The 17,020-nt window shown below is 72.0% G+C and carries 18 protein-coding genes, 2 tRNA genes and 1 rRNA gene; 11 read left to right on the top strand and 10 right to left on the bottom strand.

The features are described 5' to 3' along the window. Positions 1–127, bottom strand: a 16S ribosomal RNA gene (locus tag B5M43_RS08735); the annotation flags it as partial. Positions 128–740: 613 nt separating this feature from the next. Here B5M43_RS08735 and B5M43_RS08730 point away from each other — a divergent pair. Then, entirely contained in the window at positions 741–1,430 is a 690-nt protein-coding gene (locus B5M43_RS08730; RefSeq protein ID WP_167626841.1) for a glycosyltransferase, read from the top strand. 34 nt (positions 1,431–1,464) lie between these two features. Here the strand turns inward: B5M43_RS08730 and B5M43_RS08725 are convergent, their stop codons facing one another. After that, entirely contained in the window at positions 1,465–2,343 is an 879-nt protein-coding gene (locus tag B5M43_RS08725) for a LysR family transcriptional regulator (protein ID WP_205829564.1), read from the bottom strand. 91 nt (positions 2,344–2,434) lie between these two features. Between B5M43_RS08725 and B5M43_RS08720 the strand changes: the two genes are divergently transcribed. Beyond that, positions 2,435–3,109 (top strand): type 1 glutamine amidotransferase domain-containing protein, encoded by a 675-nt coding sequence (locus B5M43_RS08720; RefSeq protein ID WP_134747268.1) that lies wholly within the window; start codon positions 2,435–2,437, stop codon positions 3,107–3,109. Positions 3,110–3,164: 55 nt separating this feature from the next. Here the strand turns inward: B5M43_RS08720 and B5M43_RS08715 are convergent. From B5M43_RS08715 to galU, 4 genes are all read right to left on the bottom strand, one after another. Further along, positions 3,165–3,237, bottom strand: a tRNA-Ala gene (locus tag B5M43_RS08715). 80 nt (positions 3,238–3,317) lie between these two features. Beyond that, positions 3,318–4,223 carry a hypothetical protein gene (locus B5M43_RS08710; protein ID WP_134747266.1) on the bottom strand — a complete coding sequence of 302 codons (906 nt, stop codon included), beginning with the start codon at positions 4,221–4,223 and terminating at the stop codon, positions 3,318–3,320. A gap of 313 nt (positions 4,224–4,536) precedes the next feature. Then, positions 4,537–5,145: a GNAT family N-acetyltransferase gene (locus B5M43_RS08705; RefSeq protein ID WP_055989080.1), complete on the bottom strand. Its 609-nt coding sequence runs from the start codon at positions 5,143–5,145 to the stop codon at positions 4,537–4,539. 32 nt (positions 5,146–5,177) lie between these two features. Then, on the bottom strand, positions 5,178–6,065 hold the full coding sequence (galU, locus tag B5M43_RS08700) for a UTP--glucose-1-phosphate uridylyltransferase GalU (RefSeq protein ID WP_055989077.1): 888 nt from the start codon (positions 6,063–6,065) through the stop codon (positions 5,178–5,180). 67 nt (positions 6,066–6,132) lie between these two features. Here galU and B5M43_RS08695 point away from each other — a divergent pair, with 67 nt between their 5' ends. From B5M43_RS08695 to mscL, 3 genes are all read left to right on the top strand, one after another. Then, positions 6,133–6,726 (top strand): 5-formyltetrahydrofolate cyclo-ligase, encoded by a 594-nt coding sequence (locus tag B5M43_RS08695; protein WP_055989073.1) that lies wholly within the window; start codon positions 6,133–6,135, stop codon positions 6,724–6,726. 69 nt (positions 6,727–6,795) lie between these two features. Further along, positions 6,796–7,077, top strand: a complete 282-nt coding sequence (locus B5M43_RS08690; RefSeq protein WP_082542978.1) for an FmdB family zinc ribbon protein — start codon at positions 6,796–6,798, stop codon at positions 7,075–7,077. 46 nt (positions 7,078–7,123) lie between these two features. Beyond that, complete coding sequence (gene mscL, locus B5M43_RS08685; RefSeq protein ID WP_055989121.1) at positions 7,124–7,534, top strand: large conductance mechanosensitive channel protein MscL; 411 nt, start codon at positions 7,124–7,126, stop codon at positions 7,532–7,534. Positions 7,535–7,598: 64 nt separating this feature from the next. Here mscL and B5M43_RS08680 read toward each other — a convergent pair whose 3' ends face one another. Together B5M43_RS08680 and B5M43_RS08675 are read right to left on the bottom strand one after the other, a co-directional pair. Beyond that, on the bottom strand, positions 7,599–7,811 hold the full coding sequence (locus B5M43_RS08680) for a hypothetical protein (protein WP_134745867.1): 213 nt from the start codon (positions 7,809–7,811) through the stop codon (positions 7,599–7,601). Beyond that, the gene (locus B5M43_RS08675) at positions 7,808–11,455 is read right to left on the bottom strand and encodes an AAA family ATPase (RefSeq protein WP_205829491.1); all 3,648 of its coding nucleotides are present in this window, start codon (positions 11,453–11,455) and stop codon (positions 7,808–7,810) included. Before B5M43_RS08675 ends, B5M43_RS08680 begins: the two co-directional genes overlap by 4 nt. A gap of 249 nt (positions 11,456–11,704) precedes the next feature. On the opposite strand from B5M43_RS08675, the gene B5M43_RS08670 reads away from it, so the two are divergent. Both B5M43_RS08670 and B5M43_RS08665 read left to right on the top strand, forming a co-directional pair. Then, the gene (locus B5M43_RS08670; RefSeq protein WP_134745865.1) at positions 11,705–12,262 is read left to right on the top strand and encodes a methylated-DNA--[protein]-cysteine S-methyltransferase; all 558 of its coding nucleotides are present in this window, start codon (positions 11,705–11,707) and stop codon (positions 12,260–12,262) included. Further along, entirely contained in the window at positions 12,259–12,897 is a 639-nt protein-coding gene (locus B5M43_RS08665) for a DNA-3-methyladenine glycosylase I (RefSeq protein ID WP_055989064.1), read from the top strand. The genes B5M43_RS08670 and B5M43_RS08665 overlap by 4 nt, the downstream gene beginning before the upstream one ends. Before the next feature lie 79 nt (positions 12,898–12,976). Here the strand turns inward: B5M43_RS08665 and B5M43_RS08660 are convergent, their stop codons facing one another. Further along, positions 12,977–14,584, bottom strand: coding sequence for a cation acetate symporter (locus tag B5M43_RS08660; protein WP_055989061.1), 1,608 nt, complete (start codon positions 14,582–14,584; stop codon positions 12,977–12,979). After that, positions 14,581–14,949: a DUF485 domain-containing protein gene (locus B5M43_RS08655; protein WP_055989118.1), complete on the bottom strand. Its 369-nt coding sequence runs from the start codon at positions 14,947–14,949 to the stop codon at positions 14,581–14,583. The genes B5M43_RS08660 and B5M43_RS08655 overlap by 4 nt, the downstream gene beginning before the upstream one ends. Positions 14,950–15,075: 126 nt before the next feature. On the opposite strand from B5M43_RS08655, the gene B5M43_RS08650 reads away from it, so the two are divergent. From B5M43_RS08650 to B5M43_RS08635, 4 genes are all read left to right on the top strand, one after another. Then, complete coding sequence (locus B5M43_RS08650) at positions 15,076–15,933, top strand: LuxR C-terminal-related transcriptional regulator (protein ID WP_230667837.1); 858 nt, start codon at positions 15,076–15,078, stop codon at positions 15,931–15,933. Positions 15,934–16,029: 96 nt separating this feature from the next. After that, complete coding sequence (locus B5M43_RS08645) at positions 16,030–16,377, top strand: Lsr2 family protein (protein ID WP_055989115.1); 348 nt, start codon at positions 16,030–16,032, stop codon at positions 16,375–16,377. Positions 16,378–16,514: 137 nt separating this feature from the next. Then, the gene (locus tag B5M43_RS08640) at positions 16,515–16,796 is read left to right on the top strand and encodes a Fe-S cluster assembly protein HesB (RefSeq protein WP_134745863.1); all 282 of its coding nucleotides are present in this window, start codon (positions 16,515–16,517) and stop codon (positions 16,794–16,796) included. 104 nt (positions 16,797–16,900) lie between these two features. After that, positions 16,901–16,975: transfer RNA gene (locus B5M43_RS08635), tRNA-Arg, on the top strand. The last annotated feature ends 45 nt before the right edge of the window (positions 16,976–17,020 follow it).

The raw sequence follows: 17,020 nt of genomic DNA, 5'->3' as shown, positions 1-17,020 counted from the left end.
TTGCTCACGTGTTACTCACCCGTTCGCCACTGATCCACTCCAGCAAGCTGGAGCTTCACCGTTCGACTTGCATGTGTTAAGCACGCCGCCAGCGTTCATCCTGAGCCAGGATCAAACTCTCCGTGAAGAAAAAATGCTGACCCCACCGGGAAAACGGTGAAGCAGCGAGTTTGATGCTGACCAAAAACGGATGTCAAAACTGACTTCCAAAATTGATCCAAAGGAATCTCGCAACCAACCAAAAAGGCCAGTTGCCGAGGTTATTTGGCATTTGACAAGTGCACGCTGTTGAGTTCTCAAGGATCGGATGCTCCCAGCCCTGCGACTCCCGCCGCAGCCCTCCGGGGCAACTTCTCTATCTTACCGCTCGCTCTCTCGCTGTCAAATCGACACTCCGTGTCGCTGTGACCGCAGAGCGGGCAGCAATCCCACGCCAGTCGCGCCCGTTCCGGGTGGTCCTGTCGTGGAGTTCGTCGTCGACCTGGGGTGGGAGCCTTCCGGCTCAACCTCACCGCTTGGCGGCGACAAGGGAATACATTACGTGGATCCGAGGGGCGGGGCAAACCACGCCATCCCCCGGGCGTGTCGCACCGTCCCCGCCCCGGCTCTCAGGCTCTCCCGCGCCCCGCAGCGGCGATGCCGTCAGGCCGCCGAGGGGCCCGTAGGGCGTGACTGTAGCGACGGCTCGCACCGCTCGGAAGCCCCTCGGCGGCGGGACCGCACCGCGTTACGGTCGCTCCGTGAGCGATGCGCCCGCGAGGATCCCGGTCGTGATGTGCACCTGGCGGCGGCCGAAGTACTTCCGCCGCACCCTGCGCGCCCTGGCGGCGCAGTCCGACGTGTCCGTCGAGCTCCACGTGTGGAACAACAACCCCGCCATCTCCGAGCAGCTGGAGGCTGCCGCCGCCGAGGGCCCGCTCCCCGTGCGCTTCCACAGCCCCGAGAACATCGGGGGCTTCGGCCGCTTCCACTTCGCCAGCGAGCTCGCCCCGTCCCATCCGCACGTCGTGTTCATCGACGACGACCAGCTGTTCGGCCCGCGTACGATCCGCACGCTGGTCGGCGAGGCGCGGCCGCGCACCGCGACGGAATGGTGGGCGTACCGCTTCCTGTTCCCACCGCACTACTGGCTCCGGGTGCCCGTGCGACGCGGCCGGCGGGCGCAGTACCTCGGCACCTGCGGGATGATCATCGACACGTCGGTCTTCCTCGACGACCGCGTGTTCGAGTGCCCGGACCGGTTCCGGCTCGTCGAGGACGTCTGGCTCAGCTACGTCGCCCAGCACCTCATGGGATGGACGCTCCGCCGGTCCCGAGCGACCTTCTGGTTCATCCCCGACACCCGCAACCAGTTCGCCGGGCTCATTCGGGAGAAGTACGAGTTCCTGCGGTATCTCACGGCGCGCGGCTGGCTGCAGAGGCCCGGCTGACCGGTCTAGCTCAGGGCGTCGATCACCGCACGCGTCACGGCCGCCCGCACGCGTTCCACGTGCGGGGCGGGCGCTCCCGACCGGCGGACCAGGAACAGGGTGTTGATCGGCGGGTCGTCGCTCGGGTGCAGGTCGACCAGCCGTCCGCTCGCCAGGCCTCGCGGCAGGCGTGCAGCGGAAGCGCCGTGGCGCCGGCGCCCGCGAGCGCGGCCTCGCGCAGCGCGCGCAGGTCGGGGAACGTGAGCGCCGGCTCTCGCTCGAGGCGCGCGCCGAAGACGTGGCGCCAGTACCGGCGCAGGATGGGCACGTCGTGTGCGTATGCCAGCAGCGGCACCGCTCCGAGATCGTCCGGGGACGCGACCGGCGTCGGCACCACCCCGGGCGCGGCCACCAGGATGAACGTCTCGTCCGTGAGCGGCGTCGCGAGCACCGAGCGTCCGCGCGGTCGTTCGGAGGCCACCACGAGGTCCAGCACCCCCGCGCGCAGGCTGTCGACCAGGGCGCCGCTCGACCCCGGGACGACCTGCAGCCGCACCCCCGCGGCGACCAGAGGCGCGAGCGCCGGGACGACGACCTCGGCCAGGAGATCCGCCGCTCCCCCGAGCCGCACCGGTGGATGCGGCCCGTCGTCTCCCGCGCCGGCGCCGCCGATCGCCTCGGCGACCGCCGCGAACGGACCGGCGAGGCGTGCCGCGAGCTCGTCGGCGCGGGGCGTGGGTGTGACGCCTCGCGCGCTCCGCTCGAACAGCCGCTCGCCCAGGACCTCCTCGAGCGACCTGAGCTGCGCGGTCACGGCCGGCTGGGTGAGGCCGAGCGTGCGCGCGGCGCCGGACAGCGATCCCGACGCGTGCACCGCGAGGAACGCGCGCCACAGCGGGAGGCGATCCAGCCCATCAGCAGATCTATGACCCATATCGCGAAGCTATCGGAAGAGTGCGAGCCGTGGGGCGTTGTGACGGATGCGGCGCCCGCCCGGACGTCGCATCCCACGTTGGAGGAGAGACATGTCCACCGTCCTTTTCGTCGTCACCGGCGCCCGCTCCTGGACGCTGTCCGACGGCACCTCGCACCCCACCGGCTACTGGGCCGAGGAGCTCCTGACGCCCTACCGCCTGCTGACCGACGCGGGCCACGACGTCGTCTTCGCGACGCCGGGCGGCGTGGCGCCGGTCGCCGACGAGGGCTCGCTCGCCGCAGACGAGGATGCCCGGGACGCGCTCGCGGGGATCGAGGGCCTGCAGGCGCCGCGCCGGCTCGACGACATCGACCTGGCCGCGTTCGACGCGGTGTTCTACCCCGGTGGCCACGGCCCCATGGAGGACCTCGCGTCGGATCCGACGTCGGGGGCGCTCCTCGCCGAGGCGCTCGAGACCGACAAGCCCCTCGCCCTCGTGTGCCACGGGCTCGCCGCCCTGCTTGCCGCTCGGCGTGAGGACGGCTCCCTCACCGCGGAGGGCCGGAAGGTCGCGGCCTTCACCGACGAGGAGGAGCGTCAGGGCGGGCTCGCCGACAAGGCACCCTGGCTTCTCGAGAGCACACTGCGCGCGCAGGGCGTGCGGGTCGAGGCGGCCGAGCCCTGGGCGGACCACCTCGTCGAGGACGGTGCGCTCGTGTCGGGGCAGAACCCGCAGTCGTCCGCCTCGGTCGCCCGCGCGCTCCTCAGCCGACTGGGCGCGTAGTCCCGTCGGGAATGACAGAAGGCCCCGCCATGCGGCGGGGCCTTCTGTGTTCCGGTGGACCCAGGGGGATTCGAACCCCCGACCTTCTCATTGCGAACGAGACGCGCTACCAACTGCGCCATGGGCCCGTGAACCTCGGACTACATTACCAGACCCGGCGGGCGCTCCCGCACATCGGCCGGAACCGTCGGGCGCGCCGCGACGGGCGTCAGGCCGTGGCGCGGCGCGCGAGCAGCTCGCGCACGTGCGCCTCGATCTCGGCGTCGTCGACGTACCCCATCCCCGCGAACGGCGATGCCGCCGCGGCGGGACGGGCGGTCTCAATGGGGACGGGCGCGGGGCGCAGCTGCTCGGCGCGGGCGCGCAGCGCCTCCTCCTGCGCCGCGCGGCGCAGCGCCTCGCGCGCGTCACGCTCGGCGCGGGCCGCCTGCGCGCGGGATCCGCTCGTGGTCGACAGCGGCGCGGGAAGCGGACGCGGGACCCATCCCCGATCCGCCTCGTCGATGAGCGTGCCGGGCGCCGAGCGGCGAACGGACTGCACGACCGGCGGCGCGACCACCCGGCGGGCCGCCCGAGCCTGGACCGCGGCCATCCGCTGCAGCACGAGAGCCCCGGTCATCGCGGCGCCGACGCCGAGCGACAGCCACAGCGCTCCCCCTCCGGCGAGGAGCGCCCAGGCGCCGAAGCCGGCGCCGGCGAGCCCGGTGAGCGAGAGCGCGGTCGCGACGAGGCGCACGCGGCGTCGGGCCTTCGCCTGACGGACCGCCGGCGTGGACCGCTGGCGGGCGAGCTCCATCCGCTGCCGCTCGAGCGCGACGAGATCCTTCTCGGCCTGCAGGCGCGCCTGCTCGACGCTCAGCCTCGTGCGCTCGGCCTGGAGCCGGCGGGCGAGCTTCTGCTTGGCGGCGGCCTCGCGCGCGGTCAGCTCCACGCGCACCTCCTCGGGCGTCTCGCTCGTCTCGGCCAGCACCCGCAGGGCCTGGTTCAGCCGCACGGCATTGCGCTCGGCCGCGTTGTACTGCATGCGGCTCTGCCAGGTGGGCAGCAGGTACACGAGCCAGAGCAGCACGGCGACGGCGACGACCACGCCTCCGCCCAGCAGCTGCCCATCCATGCGACCCACGGTAGGGGACGCGCCGCCGCCCGCCCCGCAGGCCGCGGGCGTGTCCGGTCACCCACCGGCGTGTCCCGCCGCGCACCCGCCCGCCGTTTCGTCTCCGCTTCGCTCCGCTCAACGACCGGAGGGTGTCCCCCGCCACTCAATGACCGGGGCGGTACGCCGACCGTCGTGCGAGCCGCAGGCGAGCGTGCCGCGGATGCGGCCCGCGCGCGAAGCGCGCCCTCACGCCTCACTGGAGCGTCAGCGACAGTGGTCGAGCGGCGAGCGGCACCGCTTGCGGTGCCCGAGCCGATCGACGGGGCGTGAGCTAAGAGATGTCCGCCGCATGCTGGGGCGCGCGTCCGGCGAGCCAGCGCTGCAGCACGCCCTCCGGCACCTCCTCGGCCGTGAGCGCGAAGGCATAGTGGTCACGCCAGTCGCCGTCGATGTGGATGTACCGACGGCGCAGGCCCTCGTACCGGAAGCCGAGCTTCTGCACGACGCGCAGGCTCGCGGCGTTCTCGGGACGGATGCAGATCTCCATCCGGTGCAGCTGCAGCTCGGTGAAGCACACGTCGGTCGCGAGCGCGACCGCGGTCGGCGTGACGCCGCGCCCGGCGAACCGCTCGCTGACCCAGTAGCCGATCGTGGCCGACGACAGCGATCCGCGCGCGATCCCCCACACGTTGAGCTGACCGGCGATCTCGCCGTCGTACTCCATCACGAAGGGCACGCCCTGGCCGTCGCGGTACTGCTGCAGCAGTCGGCGGATGCTGCCGCGCATGTCGAGCGGCGCCGGGCCGCCGGGGCTCGTCGCCTCCCAGGGCCGCAGCCATGAGCGGTTCGTCACGAGCTCGTGCTGCAGCACGCGGGCGTCCCGGGAACGGACGAGCCGGATGGAGATCGGCCCGTGCTGGCGCGGGGCGAGACCGTCCATCCGGCTCCTCGTGGTCGAAACGGCGGGCACGCTCAGAGCGACGCCGCGAACTCCTTGAACCACGGGCGCAGCTCGGGGCCGAGGTCGGCCCGGTCGGCGGCGAGGCGCATGATGGCCTTGATGTAGTCGACGCGGTCGCCCGTGTCGTAGCGACGACCGCGGAACACGACGCCGTAGACGCCGGGGCCCTCGGGGTCGGCCGCGACCTCCTGCAGCGCGTCCGTGAGCTGGATCTCGCCGCCCTTGCCGGGCTGCGTGCGCTCCAGGACCGGGAAGATCTCCGGGGTGAGCACATAGCGGCCGATGATGGCGAGGTTGGACGGCGCGTCCTCCTTCGCGGGCTTCTCGACCAGGCCCTTCACCTTCACGACGTCGTCGGTGTCGGTGGCCTCGACGTCGGCGCAGCCGTACATGTGGATGCTGTCGGGGTCGACCTCCATGAGGGCGATGACCATGGCGCCGCGCTTGGCCTGCTCGTCGATCATCGTCGTGAGCAGCTCGTCCCGCTCGTCGATCAGGTCGTCGCCGAGCATGACCGCGAACGGCGCGCTGCCGACGTGCGCCTGGGCGCGCAGCACCGCGTGCCCCAGGCCCTTGGGCTCGCCCTGGCGGACGAAGTGGATGTCGGCGAGGTCGCTCGACGCCTGCACGCGCTCCAGGCGAGCCTGGTCGCCCTTGTCCATCAGCTTGGTCTCGAGCTCGGGCACCGAGTCGAAGTGGTTGGCGAGCGCGTTCTTGTTGCGCCCGATGATCATGAGCACATCGCGGATGCCGGCGGCCACCGCCTCCTCGACGACGTACTGGATGGCCGGCTTGTCGACGACCGGCAGCATCTCCTTGGGAGTGGCCTTGGTCGCCGGGAGGAAGCGCGTGCCCAGTCCGGCCGCGGGGATGACTGCCTTGATCTGCGGGGGATGCATTCCCTCATCGTATGCGACGAGCCGTTATCCGCCCGTGATCCCGGGGCACTCCCCGTATGATCGCGGCATGACGGACACGCTGGATCAGGCCAAGCGCGCGCTCCGCGCCGAACTCCGCGAGCGACGTCAGCTCCTCTCCGACGCGCAGCGCGAGGCGGCGGACGAGGGGATCCGGGCACAGCTGGAGGCCCTGATCGCGCGCCTGGGGGCGCACAGCGTGTCGTGCTTCCTCTCCTCCCCCACCGAGCCCGGCACGCGGGGGTTCATCCGCTGGGCCATGTCGCGGGGCATCCGCGTGCTGCTCCCCGTGATGCGCGAGGACGGCCTGCTCGACTGGACGGTCGCCTCCCCCGGCGGCGAGGAGGTCGAGACCCCGCTCGGCGTGCCGGAGGCCGTCGGCGATCTGCTCGGCCCGATCGCGGTGAACGACGTGGACGTCATGCTCATCCCGGCCGCGGCCGTCGATCGGACCGGGATGCGGATGGGATGGGGTCGCGGGTACTTCGACAAGACGCTGGGCTCGATGGACCGGCGCCCGCCGGTCTACGCGGTCATCTATGATTCGGAACTGGTCGACAGCGTGCCGCGGGACGTGCACGACCAGCCGGTCTCCGGGGTCGTCACCCCGACGCGCACCCTGGATCTGCCGGCCGACCGCTGATCCGCCTCGCCCCCGGCGAGCGGGTCACGCGCACCCAGACACCCACCACCGATCGCCATCCGAGGTCGCATGCCCACCTATGCCTATGCCTGCAAGTCGTGCGGGCACCGTTTCGACGCCGTCCAGTCCTTCAGCGAGCCGTCGCTGACCGAGTGCCCCGAGTGCGGCGGCGCGCTGCGCAAGCAGTACGGATCCATCGGAGTGACGTTCAACGGCGGCGGCTTCTACCGCACCGATTCGCGGAACTCGGGCTCGCGCGACACGCAGGGCGCCTCCTCGGGCGGTGCTGGCACTTCCCCTGCCCCTGCGGCATCATCTAAGCCGGAGACGACGCCCGCATCGGGCGCGTGACTCCGAGACCATGACGCCGGAACGACCGGCACATAAGGGGGACCACATGATCCAGGGCTTCAAGGACTTCATCACTCGCGGCAACGTGATCGACCTCGCGGTCGCCGTGATCATCGGCGCGGCGTTCACCGCCATCGTGACCGCTGTCGTCGACAACCTCGTCAACCCGCTGATCGGCGCGCTCGTGCCGTCCGGCAACCTCGCCGAGTGGGTCATCCCGATCCCCGGCATCTTCGCCACGGCCAACTTCGGCATCGGCGCGATCATCTCGGCGATCATCAACTTCCTCGCCGTGGCGGCCGTTGTGTACTTCCTGCTCATCGTCCCGATGAACAAGATGGCCGAGCGCCGCGCCGCCCGCCTGGGCGTGCAGGAGGAGCCGGAGCCCGCCGCTCCGACCCAGGAGGAGCTGCTCGCCGAGATCCGCGACCTGCTCGCCGCCCGCAACCAGGCCTGATCCGCTCAGACCGCTCACGAGAGGCCCGCCCGATCCTCAGGATCGGGCGGGCCTCTCGTCTTCGTCAGTAGTGCGGCGGGACGTCGCGGCGGAGGCGCTCGTCGTTCGGGCCGCGGCCCTCCTCCGCGGGCTTCGCGGGCGCCGGCTCCTCCCCGCGCAGCGTCGCCTCGGCCTCGGAGTCGCTGAGCGTGCCCTCGACCGGCGTGAGTCTGGCGCGCCGCGCGCCGCGCACGCGCACGATCCGCTGCCGCGGCTCCTCGTCCGATCCGCCGGTCACGGCTGGGTGTCGAGCGGCTGCGTGTCGCCGTCCGCGCGCTGCGCCTCGGGCGAGACGCCCAGCACCGCGGCGATCCGCTCGGCCACGGCCGCCGGGTCGCTGTACAGGTCGAACGCGTGCACGCGCACGTAGTGCCACCCGAGGCGCCGCAGCACGTGCGGCCGCAGGCGCAGCGACTCGCGCAGGGACTCGCCGCGCGACTCCGGGTCGGACTCGACCACGACCGCCTTGCCGGCGTGCTGCGCGACCAGCGGCAGCAGGCCCCGGTAGTCCACGTCGACCGCGACGCCGAGACGGCGCAGCTCGCGGGCGAGGGCCAGCGTGAGCGGGTCGGCGAGGTCCTCGAGACGCGCCTCGCGACCGCGGGCGGCGATGCCGCCGAGGATGCCCATGAGCGTCGCGGCGCCGTGCTCCAGACGCCCCTCGTCGAAAGCCGAGGGCCGGATCGACGACACGATCACCATCGAGCGGCGCGCGCGGGTCATGCCGACCGTGAGCAGGCGCTCGCCGTCGGGGGTCGAGAGGTCGCCGAAGTCGCTGAGCACGCGGCCGTGCTTCGTGAGGCCGTAGCCGAGCGAGAAGATCACGCGGTCACGACTCTCGGCCGTGGCCTCCTCGAGGGTCAGCACCGCGAGCGGCTCGGCGGTCTCCCTGGCGACGAAGTCGGCCACGTCCGCGCGGCCGGCGAACGCCTCCATGACGGCGGCGCGCACGCGCTCCGCGTGGCGGCGGCTCGCGGTGACGACCATGAGCGACTCCGTGGGCCGGTTGATCGCGTGCTCCACGACGAGCGTCACCACGCGCGCGACCTCGGCATCCGGGCTCTCGACCGAGCCGGTGACCGGGTCCGGCGTGCCGGAGCCGCCCTCGACGTAGTCCACCGACAGGCTGCCGCGCCCGAGGTAGGAGCCGGCCCACGGCAGGGAGACGATCTCGCCCCCGTAGAACGCGTCGTTCACGAGCTCGGCGAGGTCCTCACCGCCCGCCCGGTAGCTGCGGGTGAGCGTCTCGACCGGAAGCACCTCGGCGAGCGTCTCGAACAGGCTGTCTCGGTCGACCGCCGCGTCCTCGGCCGGCTCCCCCGTCGCCGCCACGACGAACGGCGTCGGGCGCTGCGTCACGGGGTCGCCGAACGCGACCACCTGACGGGCGCGGCGGATGGCCGGAACCGCCTCCGTGAGGCCGATCGCCCCGGCGTCCGCGACGAGCACGACGTCGAAGGCGGGCTCATCCGGGATCGACGGCACGTCGTACGGCGAGGCGATCCACACGGGTGCGAGCGTGCGCGCCAGGGTCGGGGCGGCCGCCGCGAGGCCGGCCGGCGTGATCTCGCCCTGGGTCAGGGCGCGGCGCAGGGCCGCCGACTCCTCGGGCTCGTCGACGATGCCGATCCGCCACTGCGCGGCCAGCTGCCACGCGAGGAGAGGGCCGGAGGCCGCCGCGTGCGCCTCGTCCACGAGCCGGAAGTCGCGCTCGAGGCGGTCGACGACCGACGTGTTGGCACCCAGCAGCGCGCGGTCGTTCTGCAGGAGGTGCTCGAGCACCGACTGCCACCAGGCGAACTCGAGCTCGTCGCCCACGCGCGCCTCGTCCACGTGGCGCACCGACAGCTCCGTGAGAAGGGGCTCGAGGCCCAGGCGCGCGAGCTCCGTGCGCAGCTCCGCGCGCTCGACGATGTTGTCGAAGACGTCGGACTCGGCGGCCAGGCCCGCGATCGTGCGCACGAGGCGCTGCACGGGCATCGCGGCCAGCCGCGTGCCCCGACCCAGCGCGCCGTCGAGATCGGTCAGCTCGGCCTCGACCCGCTGCCACTCCACCTGCACGTCTGCCAGTCCCAGGGGGATGTCGGGGATCGTGCCGACGTCGACGAGCTTCTGCCACTGCGCGCGCTGGTGCTGGATGCGCACGAGCGCGTCGTGCATGTCGGCGATGTGGACGCCCGGGCGCAGGTACTCCTTGGCCAGGCGCTTGAGCCGGCGGCGCGCGGCGCCGGTCATGTTCTGCGACTCGCGGCGGGGGCCGTACGCGCGGATCATGTCGGCGAGCGGGCGCTCGAACACGGTCGGGCTGAAGCGGTCGAGCGAGTCGCGGATGCCGTGCAGCAGACGCAGGAACTCGCCGAGCTCGTCGATCGTCGTGAACGGGCGCATGTGCGTCTGCGCGATGAGCTCGTAGCCGCGCTCGAGCAGGGCGGGGACGCTCTTGCGGTGCAGCTTGCCCGCGAGCTCGTGCGCGCGCCGCGCCTCCTCGGTCGTGGCGAAGGTCACGCCGTACCAGGGCGAGTCGTCGGGACCGATCTTGAACTCGCCCAGCCGCGCCGCGAGCGCGAGCGTCGATGCGGCCTGCCTGCGGTCCCCAGCGAGCGACTCCAGCGCGCGGATCCCGAGCCGCGCGGAGGTCGACGGCGGCTCGGGCAGGTTCGCGAGCTTGGTGAGCGCGCGCGTGGCGTCCAGCACCGAGACGCCGAGGCGGTCGTGCGTGCGGGTCAGCGCGCGGCGGTAGTCGCGCAGCACGTTGCGCAGCCGCACGAGCGCGTCGTCGATCTCGGCGACCTTGGGCTGCGTGGCCTTCTCGTTGCGGCCGATCGCGCGGATGAGGTCGCGCCGCAGATCCGCGGGCGAGACCGCCAGCCCGTCCAGCCCGATGCCCGACAGGCGGTGACGCACGCCGTCCAGTGTCGAACGGCGCGCGCTGACGACGAGGACACGCTTGCCGGCGCGCACGAGCGAGCCGATCGCGTTGATCACGGTCTGGGTGCCGCCCGTGCCGGGCAGCGTGTGGACCACGAGGGACTGGCCGGCCGCGATGCGCGCGAGCACGGCCTCCTGCTCCGCGTCGGCGTCGAGCAGCAGCGTGTCGGCCGCGGGCGCCCGCTCGTCGGGACTCGTCACGACCGGGGCGGCCGCGTCGGCCTCCAGCGCCGCGAGGTCCTCGGAGTGCCCCGCGAGCGCGTTCAGCAGCGGGTGGTCCAGGCGCCTCAGGTCGCGCGCCATCGCGCCGCCGACGTCGGCGAAGGTCGAGACGACCAGGCGGGGCTTGACCGTGAAGGTGTCGACGTGGGCGGCGGCCGCCCGGAGCCGGTCGATCACGGGCTGCGGCTTGAAGACGCCCTCGCCGTACGCGAGCGCCGCGAGCGCCTCGCCATCGAGCTCGATGCCGAAGTGGTCGCGCGCGGCGCGGACCAGCTCGGGGTTCACGTGGAAGCGGCCGTGCAGCTTCAGCTCGAAGTCGGAGTGGTGGCGCCGGATGGCGAGCGGACGCAGCAGCACCGGAGCGGCGAACTCCTCGCCGCCGATGCTCCACACGGCCATGCCGACCGCCAGGCGCACGGCGTCGATGCCGCGCACGGTGCGCAGCTCGAGGTGCTTCGTCGTGATGCGCTCGGCGGCGATGCGCGCGGTGCGCAGCGCGACCTCGTCGCGGAACAGGTTCGACAGCAGCGTCGACTTGCCCGTGATGAACTGCGGGAGGCTCCCGGGGTGCGCGCGCGTGATGTCGATGCCCGCCTCGGCGTCTCCGCCCAGCGGGTAGTGCAGCAGCGGCGAGGGCCCGCCCAGGTCGCCCGCGACGATCCGCATGCGCTCGCGCTCGGGGTCCGCCACGTGCGCGATCACCGCCCCGGGCTCGGCCACGCCGAGGTCCATGGGCGTCACGATCGCGCCCGTGTCTGCCACGGTGTCGTCGACCGCGGCGCTGCCTTCTGCTCGCCACACGTGAGCCAGGGTAGGCGCGCGCGGAGGGATCGACGCGGCGTGCCGCGGAGTTTCGCCGGATTGGGCCGGGCCTCCCGGTGGGCGGCGTTGCGCTCGTCCACATGCGTCACTTCCGCCCCGTCCGTCTCACAGCGGCCACGAGGGGCCGCCGGTGTCGCCGGACCCGGCAAGGATGGGAGCGTGACCCTCCGCTACGACCTGATCCCGACCCCCGTCGGCACCGCGATCGCCGTGCTGTCCGACGCGGGCCTTCTCGCGCTGCGGTTCACGAGCGACGACACCCGCTGGGCGCTCGAGATGCTCGCGCGCGAGCAGGGGGTCGTCCCCGATCGGGCCCCCGGCTCCGCCGATCCGCTCCGCGCGCAGCTCGAGGAGTACTTCGACGGCGAGCGCATGGCCTTCGACGTCGATCTCGACTGGGGCCTGACGCGCGGCTTCGCCCGCGAGGCCCTGCAGGCCGTGTGCGACATCCCCTACGGCGAGACCGCGAGCTACGGCGAGGTCGCCGCGCGCGCGGGCCGCCCCGGCGCGCATCGGGCGGTCGGCACCGCGTGCCGGACCACGCCGTTCTCGCTCGTCGTGCCCGTGCACCGCGTCGTGCGCGCCGACGGCTCGCTCGGCGAGTACGGATCGGATCCCGGCGCCAAGCGCTTCCTGGTCGACCTCGAGCGCCGTGCGAGCGGCGCCGCGTCCGCCGTCATCCCACCCGCCCCCGCCCTGAGGAGCCGACGCCCATGACCGACACCGCTCCGCCGCCCGCATGCGCATCGGCCGCCTCGCAGACCGACGACCTCGTCACGGGGGCGGACGGGCTGACCCGGCCGCTGTGGGCCGCCCGCGATCCGCTCATGCAGGCGTACTACGACACCGAATGGGGCATGCCGATCCGGGACGAGCAGGGCCTGTTCGAGCGCCTCAGCCTGGAGGGCTTCCAGTCCGGGCTGTCGTGGGCGACCATCCTCCGCAAGCGGCCCGCCTTCCGGGCGGCGTTCGCGGGATTCGATCCGGATGCGGTGGCCGCGTTCGGCGAGGCCGACGTCGAGCGCCTCATGGCCGACGCCGGCATCGTGCGCAACCGCGCGAAGATCCTCGCGACGATCGGCAACGCCCGCGCGACCGTGGCGCTGCGGTCCGACGGCGGCCTGGCGGACCTGGTGTGGAGCTTCCGCCCCGCGCAGACCCCGGCGCCGCGCAGCTACGCCGAGATCCCCTCGTCGTCGCCCGAGTCGGTCGCGCTGTCCAAGGAGCTCAAGCGCCGCGGCTTCCGGTTCGTGGGGCCGACCACGATGTTCGCGCTGATGGAGGCCGTGGGCATCGTCGACACGCATCTCGTGGGCAGCCACCGCCGCGGCACCAGCGGCGTGTGGACCTGACGACGGGGCCGGAGACCACCGAGCGCCGACCCGGGGCGTGTAGGCCGCCCCGAGCCGGCGCTCGGCTCCCCCTCCGCTTCTAGTGGTGCACCGCCTTCTCGGCGCCGTGGCCGGTGAGCGATCGCACCTCCATCTCGGCCGCGAGCCGCGGGTCCTCCGCGCCCTTGGGCGTCGTGATCGACCCGAGCCAGCCGAGCAGGAACCCGACCGGGATCGAGACGATGCCGGGGTTGCTCAGCGGCCAGATCGCGACGCCGGTCTCGCCGAACACGCTCGTGGGCGTGCCCCAGAACACGGGCGAGAGCGCGATCAGGATGATCGCGGCCGCCAGACCGCCGTACATGCTCCACACGGCTCCGCGCGTGGTGAAGCCGCGCCAGAACAGCGAGTACAGGATGGTCGGCAGGTTGGCCGACGCGGCGATCGCGAACGCGAGCGCCACGAGGAAGGCCACGTTCTGACCCAGCACCGCGATGCCGCCGATGATCGCGAGGGCGCCGATCACCAGGATCGTCACGTTCGCGACCTTGCGCTCCTGACCCTCCGTGGCGGTGCCGCGCTTGATCACGCCGTTGTAGATGTCGTGCGAGAACGACGCGGCGGCCGTGATGGTCAGGCCGGCGACCACCGCCAGGATCGTGGCGAACGCGACGGCCGAGATGATGCCCATGAGCACCGCACCGCCGAGCGCCTGCGCGAGCAGAGGCGCCGCCGAGTTCACGCCGCCGGGCGCCGCGAGGATCGTCTCCTCGCCGACGAGCGCGCCGGCGCCGTAGCCGAGCACGAGGGTCAGCAGGTAGAACAGGCCGATCAGCCAGATCGCCCATACGACCGAGCGGCGCGCCTCCTTGGCCGTCGGCACGGTGTAGAAGCGCATCAGGACGTGCGGCAGGCCCGCCGTGCCCAGCACGAGCGCCAGACCGAGCGACAGGAAGTCGATCGGGTTCTTGTACTGCAGGCCGGGAGCCAGGGTCGCCTCGCCGTCGGGCGAGGCCTGCACGGCCGCGCCGAGCAGCGTGTTGAAGTCGAACCCGTGGATGACCAGCACCCACAGCGTCATGATGACGGCGCCGCCGATCAGCAGGAAGGCCTTCACGATCTGCACCCAGGTGGTGCCCTTCATGCCGCCGATGAGCACGTAGCCCACCATCAGGACGCCGACCACCGTGACGACCGCCGCGGTGCCGACCTTGTCGCTGACGCCGAGGAGCAGCGACACCAGCCCGCCCGCGCCCGCCATCTGAGCGAGCAGGTAGAAGAAGCACACCGTGAGGGTGCTGATGGCGGCCGCCATGCGCACGGGGCGCTGCTTGAGCCGGAAGGAGAGCACGTCGGCCATCGTGAACTTGCCGGTGTTGCGCATCAGCTCCGCGACGAGCAGAAGGGCGACGAGCCAGGCCACGAGGAAGCCGATCGAATACAGGAATCCGTCGTATCCGTTCACGGCGATCGCGCCGACGATGCCGAGGAAGGACGCCGCCGACAGATAGTCACCGGCGATCGCGAAGCCGTTCTGCGGCCCCGAGAACGAGCGCCCGCCCGCGTAGAAGTCCGCCGCCGACTTGTTGTTGCGCGACGCGCGGATGACGATGAACAGCGTCACCGCGACGAATGCCCCGAAGATCGAGATGTTCAGGACGGGATTGTTCTCCGCGGCCGGTGCGGCCGCCGCAAAGACCGCGTTCATGCGCCCGCCTCCTGCTTCTCGAGGTCCTCACGGATGGCCGACGACTGCGGGTCGAGCCGCTTGTTCGCGAACGACACGTACGCCATCGTGATCGCGAACGTGGTGACGAACTGCCCGAGTCCGATCAGCAGACCCACGTTGACGTCGCCGAACAGCTTCTGCGCCATGAATCCGGGCGCCCAGCCGGCCAGCAGGACGTACACGAAGTACCAGATCAGGAAGAACGCTGCGAGCGGGAACACGAAGCCGCGGTGTGCGCGCTTCAGCTCCCGGAATCGGGGCGAATCCTCCACCGCGATGTAATCGATGCGTCCCTTCGCGGGCGCACCGGTGGGCGTTTCTGTCACGAGGCCTCCTTGCCACATGTCGAGAACCGCGGCGCTGCGTCGCGCCGCGAACGGCCCTGCGCGCACGCGGAGCCGGTGATAGGTTCGACGCTACGAAAGACGGGGAAGGGCCCGTCACCCCCGAAAGTAGGTAGCCGGTTGACCTTGCCGCAGCAGCTCGCCGAGGACCGCCGACTGGTCGCGGACGCCGTGGTCGAGCTGTCCCGCCGCACCCGCTTCCCCGTCGCCTTCGGGGGCCTGGTCGAGGGCGGCGTCGCGCGCATGACCGCCTTCCACGGCACCCACACCGATTCCCTCGAGGGGCTCGCCGTCCAGCTGGAGCGCGGCCTCGGCGGACGCGCCATGATCGAGCTGCGCCCGCGCATGACCGGCGACTACCGCACGGCGCGCCAGATCACGCACGATTACGACGGCTACATCCTGGGCGAGGGGATCCGCACCCTGATGGCGGCGCCGATCGTGGTCGACGGTCGCGCGCGCGGCGTGCTCTACGGAGGCGCGTGGGGCGACTGGAACATCGGAGGAGTGGCGGCCGCGCCGGCCGTGCGCGTCGCCGAGGAGGTCGCCGCGGAGCTGAGCCGGCGCGACGAGACCCGACGACCCGCGACCGACGGGACCGCGGCGGATCACCCCGGCGCGCTGGCGCCGCAGCAGCGGGAGGAGCTGCGCGAGAGCTACGCCGAGCTGCGGGCGATCGCCTCCGCGATCGACGACCCCGCCATCCGGGCCCGGCTCGCCGACGTGGAGCGCCGGCTCGCCGCGCTCTCCGGGGACGCCCACACGACGCGACTCGAGTCCGTTCCCGAGGTGCGCCTGTCGCCGCGCGAGGTGGACGTGCTCGCGCGCGCCGCGCTGGGCGAGACGAATGCGCAGATCGGCGCGCTTCTCGGCCTGCGCGAGGGAACCGTCAAGGCATATCTGGGCGCGGCGATGGCGAAACTCGATGCCTCGACGCGCCATGCCGCGGTCGCGCGAGCACGGAAATGGGGCCTGCTTCCTTAGCAGATTCCGCCTTTCGCGGCGGAATATCCACATCCCCCCCTGATGGGTACTTCTCTCCGGTGTGAAATGCCCATCGCGAGCATTATCATCTCGGGCATGGCCCGAAAAATCGTTCACCAGCTCGTCGATGACATCGACGGCACCGTCCTCGAGCCCGGAGAAGGCGAGACCGTCCTGTTCTCGCTCGACGGCAAGAGCTACGAGATCGACCTCACCGCAGACAACGCCCAGGCTCTGCGCGACGATTTCGCGAAATACATTTCGGCCGCGCGCCGCATGTCTTCCGGTTCGTCGTCGAGCCCGGCTCCCGCGCGCGGACGTCGTCGAGGCGGTCAGACTGATTACGCCCCTATTCGTGAGTGGGCCAAGAAAAACGGATACTCGATCTCGGAGCGCGGCCGCGTTCCCGCCAACATCATCGAGGCATACGAAGCGGCGAACTGACCGCACGCCTCATTTCCTTTTGTCCCGCTGACGCCCGACGTCGCATACAGGTGTGTATCGCCTGGACGTCGGGCGTCAGCCTTGCAATCGGCTCCCATTCTCGGAATCGTGGCCGGTCCCGAGGGAAGGAGAGCCAGATGCTCACGCTCACCGAGAACGCCGCGGACGCGGTTCGCACCATCGTGCAGCAGACGCCGGACGCCGCGACCGCCGGTCTTCGCATCCAGGGCACGAGCGCGTCGGCCGAGGGCTACGCCCTGACGCTCGCGCCGTCGCCGGAGCAGGGTGACACCGTCATCGAGAACGGCGACGCCCGCGTGTTCCTCGAGCAGGTCGCCGCCAACGAGCTCGACGACAAGGTGCTCGACGCGCAGGTCACCCAGGAGGGCGTCCGCTTCGCCCTCGCACTGCAGCAGTAGCGCGCCGACAGACGCGCAGACGCGGCGCCGTCCGGATCCGTCCGGGCGGCGCCGCGTCGCGTCTCCGGGCCCGGCCGAGCGCACCCCGTAGACTGGACGGGCCAGCCTCTGTAGCTCAATGGAAGAGCAGTTCCGTCCTAAGGAAACGGTTGGGGGTTCGAGTCCCTCCAGGGGCACCAGCGATCGCCGCGAGTGCCGTTGGCACCGCCCGCCCCGGGAGCGCG

It is taken from the genome of Microbacterium sp. MEC084 (genome assembly GCF_004514465.2).
Lineage (GTDB): Bacteria > Actinomycetota > Actinomycetes > Actinomycetales > Microbacteriaceae > Microbacterium.
The sequence above is the reverse complement of the archived record's forward strand: the minus strand, read 5'-3'. Positions and strand labels throughout refer to the sequence as shown.

What these genes read in the sequence shown, in the direction of transcription:
- B5M43_RS08725 (WP_205829564.1), bottom strand. Translation starts at nt 2,343, where the DNA reads ATGGGTCATAGATCTGCTGATGGGCTGGATCGCCTCCCGCTGTGGCGC.
- B5M43_RS08720 (WP_134747268.1), top strand. Translation starts at nt 2,435, where the DNA reads ATGTCCACCGTCCTTTTCGTCGTCACCGGCGCCCGCTCCTGGACGCTG.
- B5M43_RS08710 (WP_134747266.1), bottom strand. Translation starts at nt 4,223, where the DNA reads ATGGATGGGCAGCTGCTGGGCGGAGGCGTGGTCGTCGCCGTCGCCGTG.
- B5M43_RS08705 (WP_055989080.1), bottom strand. Translation starts at nt 5,145, where the DNA reads ATGGACGGTCTCGCCCCGCGCCAGCACGGGCCGATCTCCATCCGGCTC.
- galU (WP_055989077.1), bottom strand. Translation starts at nt 6,065, where the DNA reads ATGCATCCCCCGCAGATCAAGGCAGTCATCCCCGCGGCCGGACTGGGC.
- B5M43_RS08695 (WP_055989073.1), top strand. Translation starts at nt 6,133, where the DNA reads ATGACGGACACGCTGGATCAGGCCAAGCGCGCGCTCCGCGCCGAACTC.
- B5M43_RS08690 (WP_082542978.1), top strand. Translation starts at nt 6,796, where the DNA reads ATGCCCACCTATGCCTATGCCTGCAAGTCGTGCGGGCACCGTTTCGAC.
- mscL (WP_055989121.1), top strand. Translation starts at nt 7,124, where the DNA reads ATGATCCAGGGCTTCAAGGACTTCATCACTCGCGGCAACGTGATCGAC.
- B5M43_RS08675 (WP_205829491.1), bottom strand. Translation starts at nt 11,455, where the DNA reads ATGGACCTCGGCGTGGCCGAGCCCGGGGCGGTGATCGCGCACGTGGCG.
- B5M43_RS08665 (WP_055989064.1), top strand. Translation starts at nt 12,259, where the DNA reads ATGACCGACACCGCTCCGCCGCCCGCATGCGCATCGGCCGCCTCGCAG.
- B5M43_RS08660 (WP_055989061.1), bottom strand. Translation starts at nt 14,584, where the DNA reads ATGAACGCGGTCTTTGCGGCGGCCGCACCGGCCGCGGAGAACAATCCC.
- B5M43_RS08655 (WP_055989118.1), bottom strand. Translation starts at nt 14,949, where the DNA reads ATGTGGCAAGGAGGCCTCGTGACAGAAACGCCCACCGGTGCGCCCGCG.
- B5M43_RS08645 (WP_055989115.1), top strand. Translation starts at nt 16,030, where the DNA reads ATGGCCCGAAAAATCGTTCACCAGCTCGTCGATGACATCGACGGCACC.
- B5M43_RS08640 (WP_134745863.1), top strand. Translation starts at nt 16,515, where the DNA reads ATGCTCACGCTCACCGAGAACGCCGCGGACGCGGTTCGCACCATCGTG.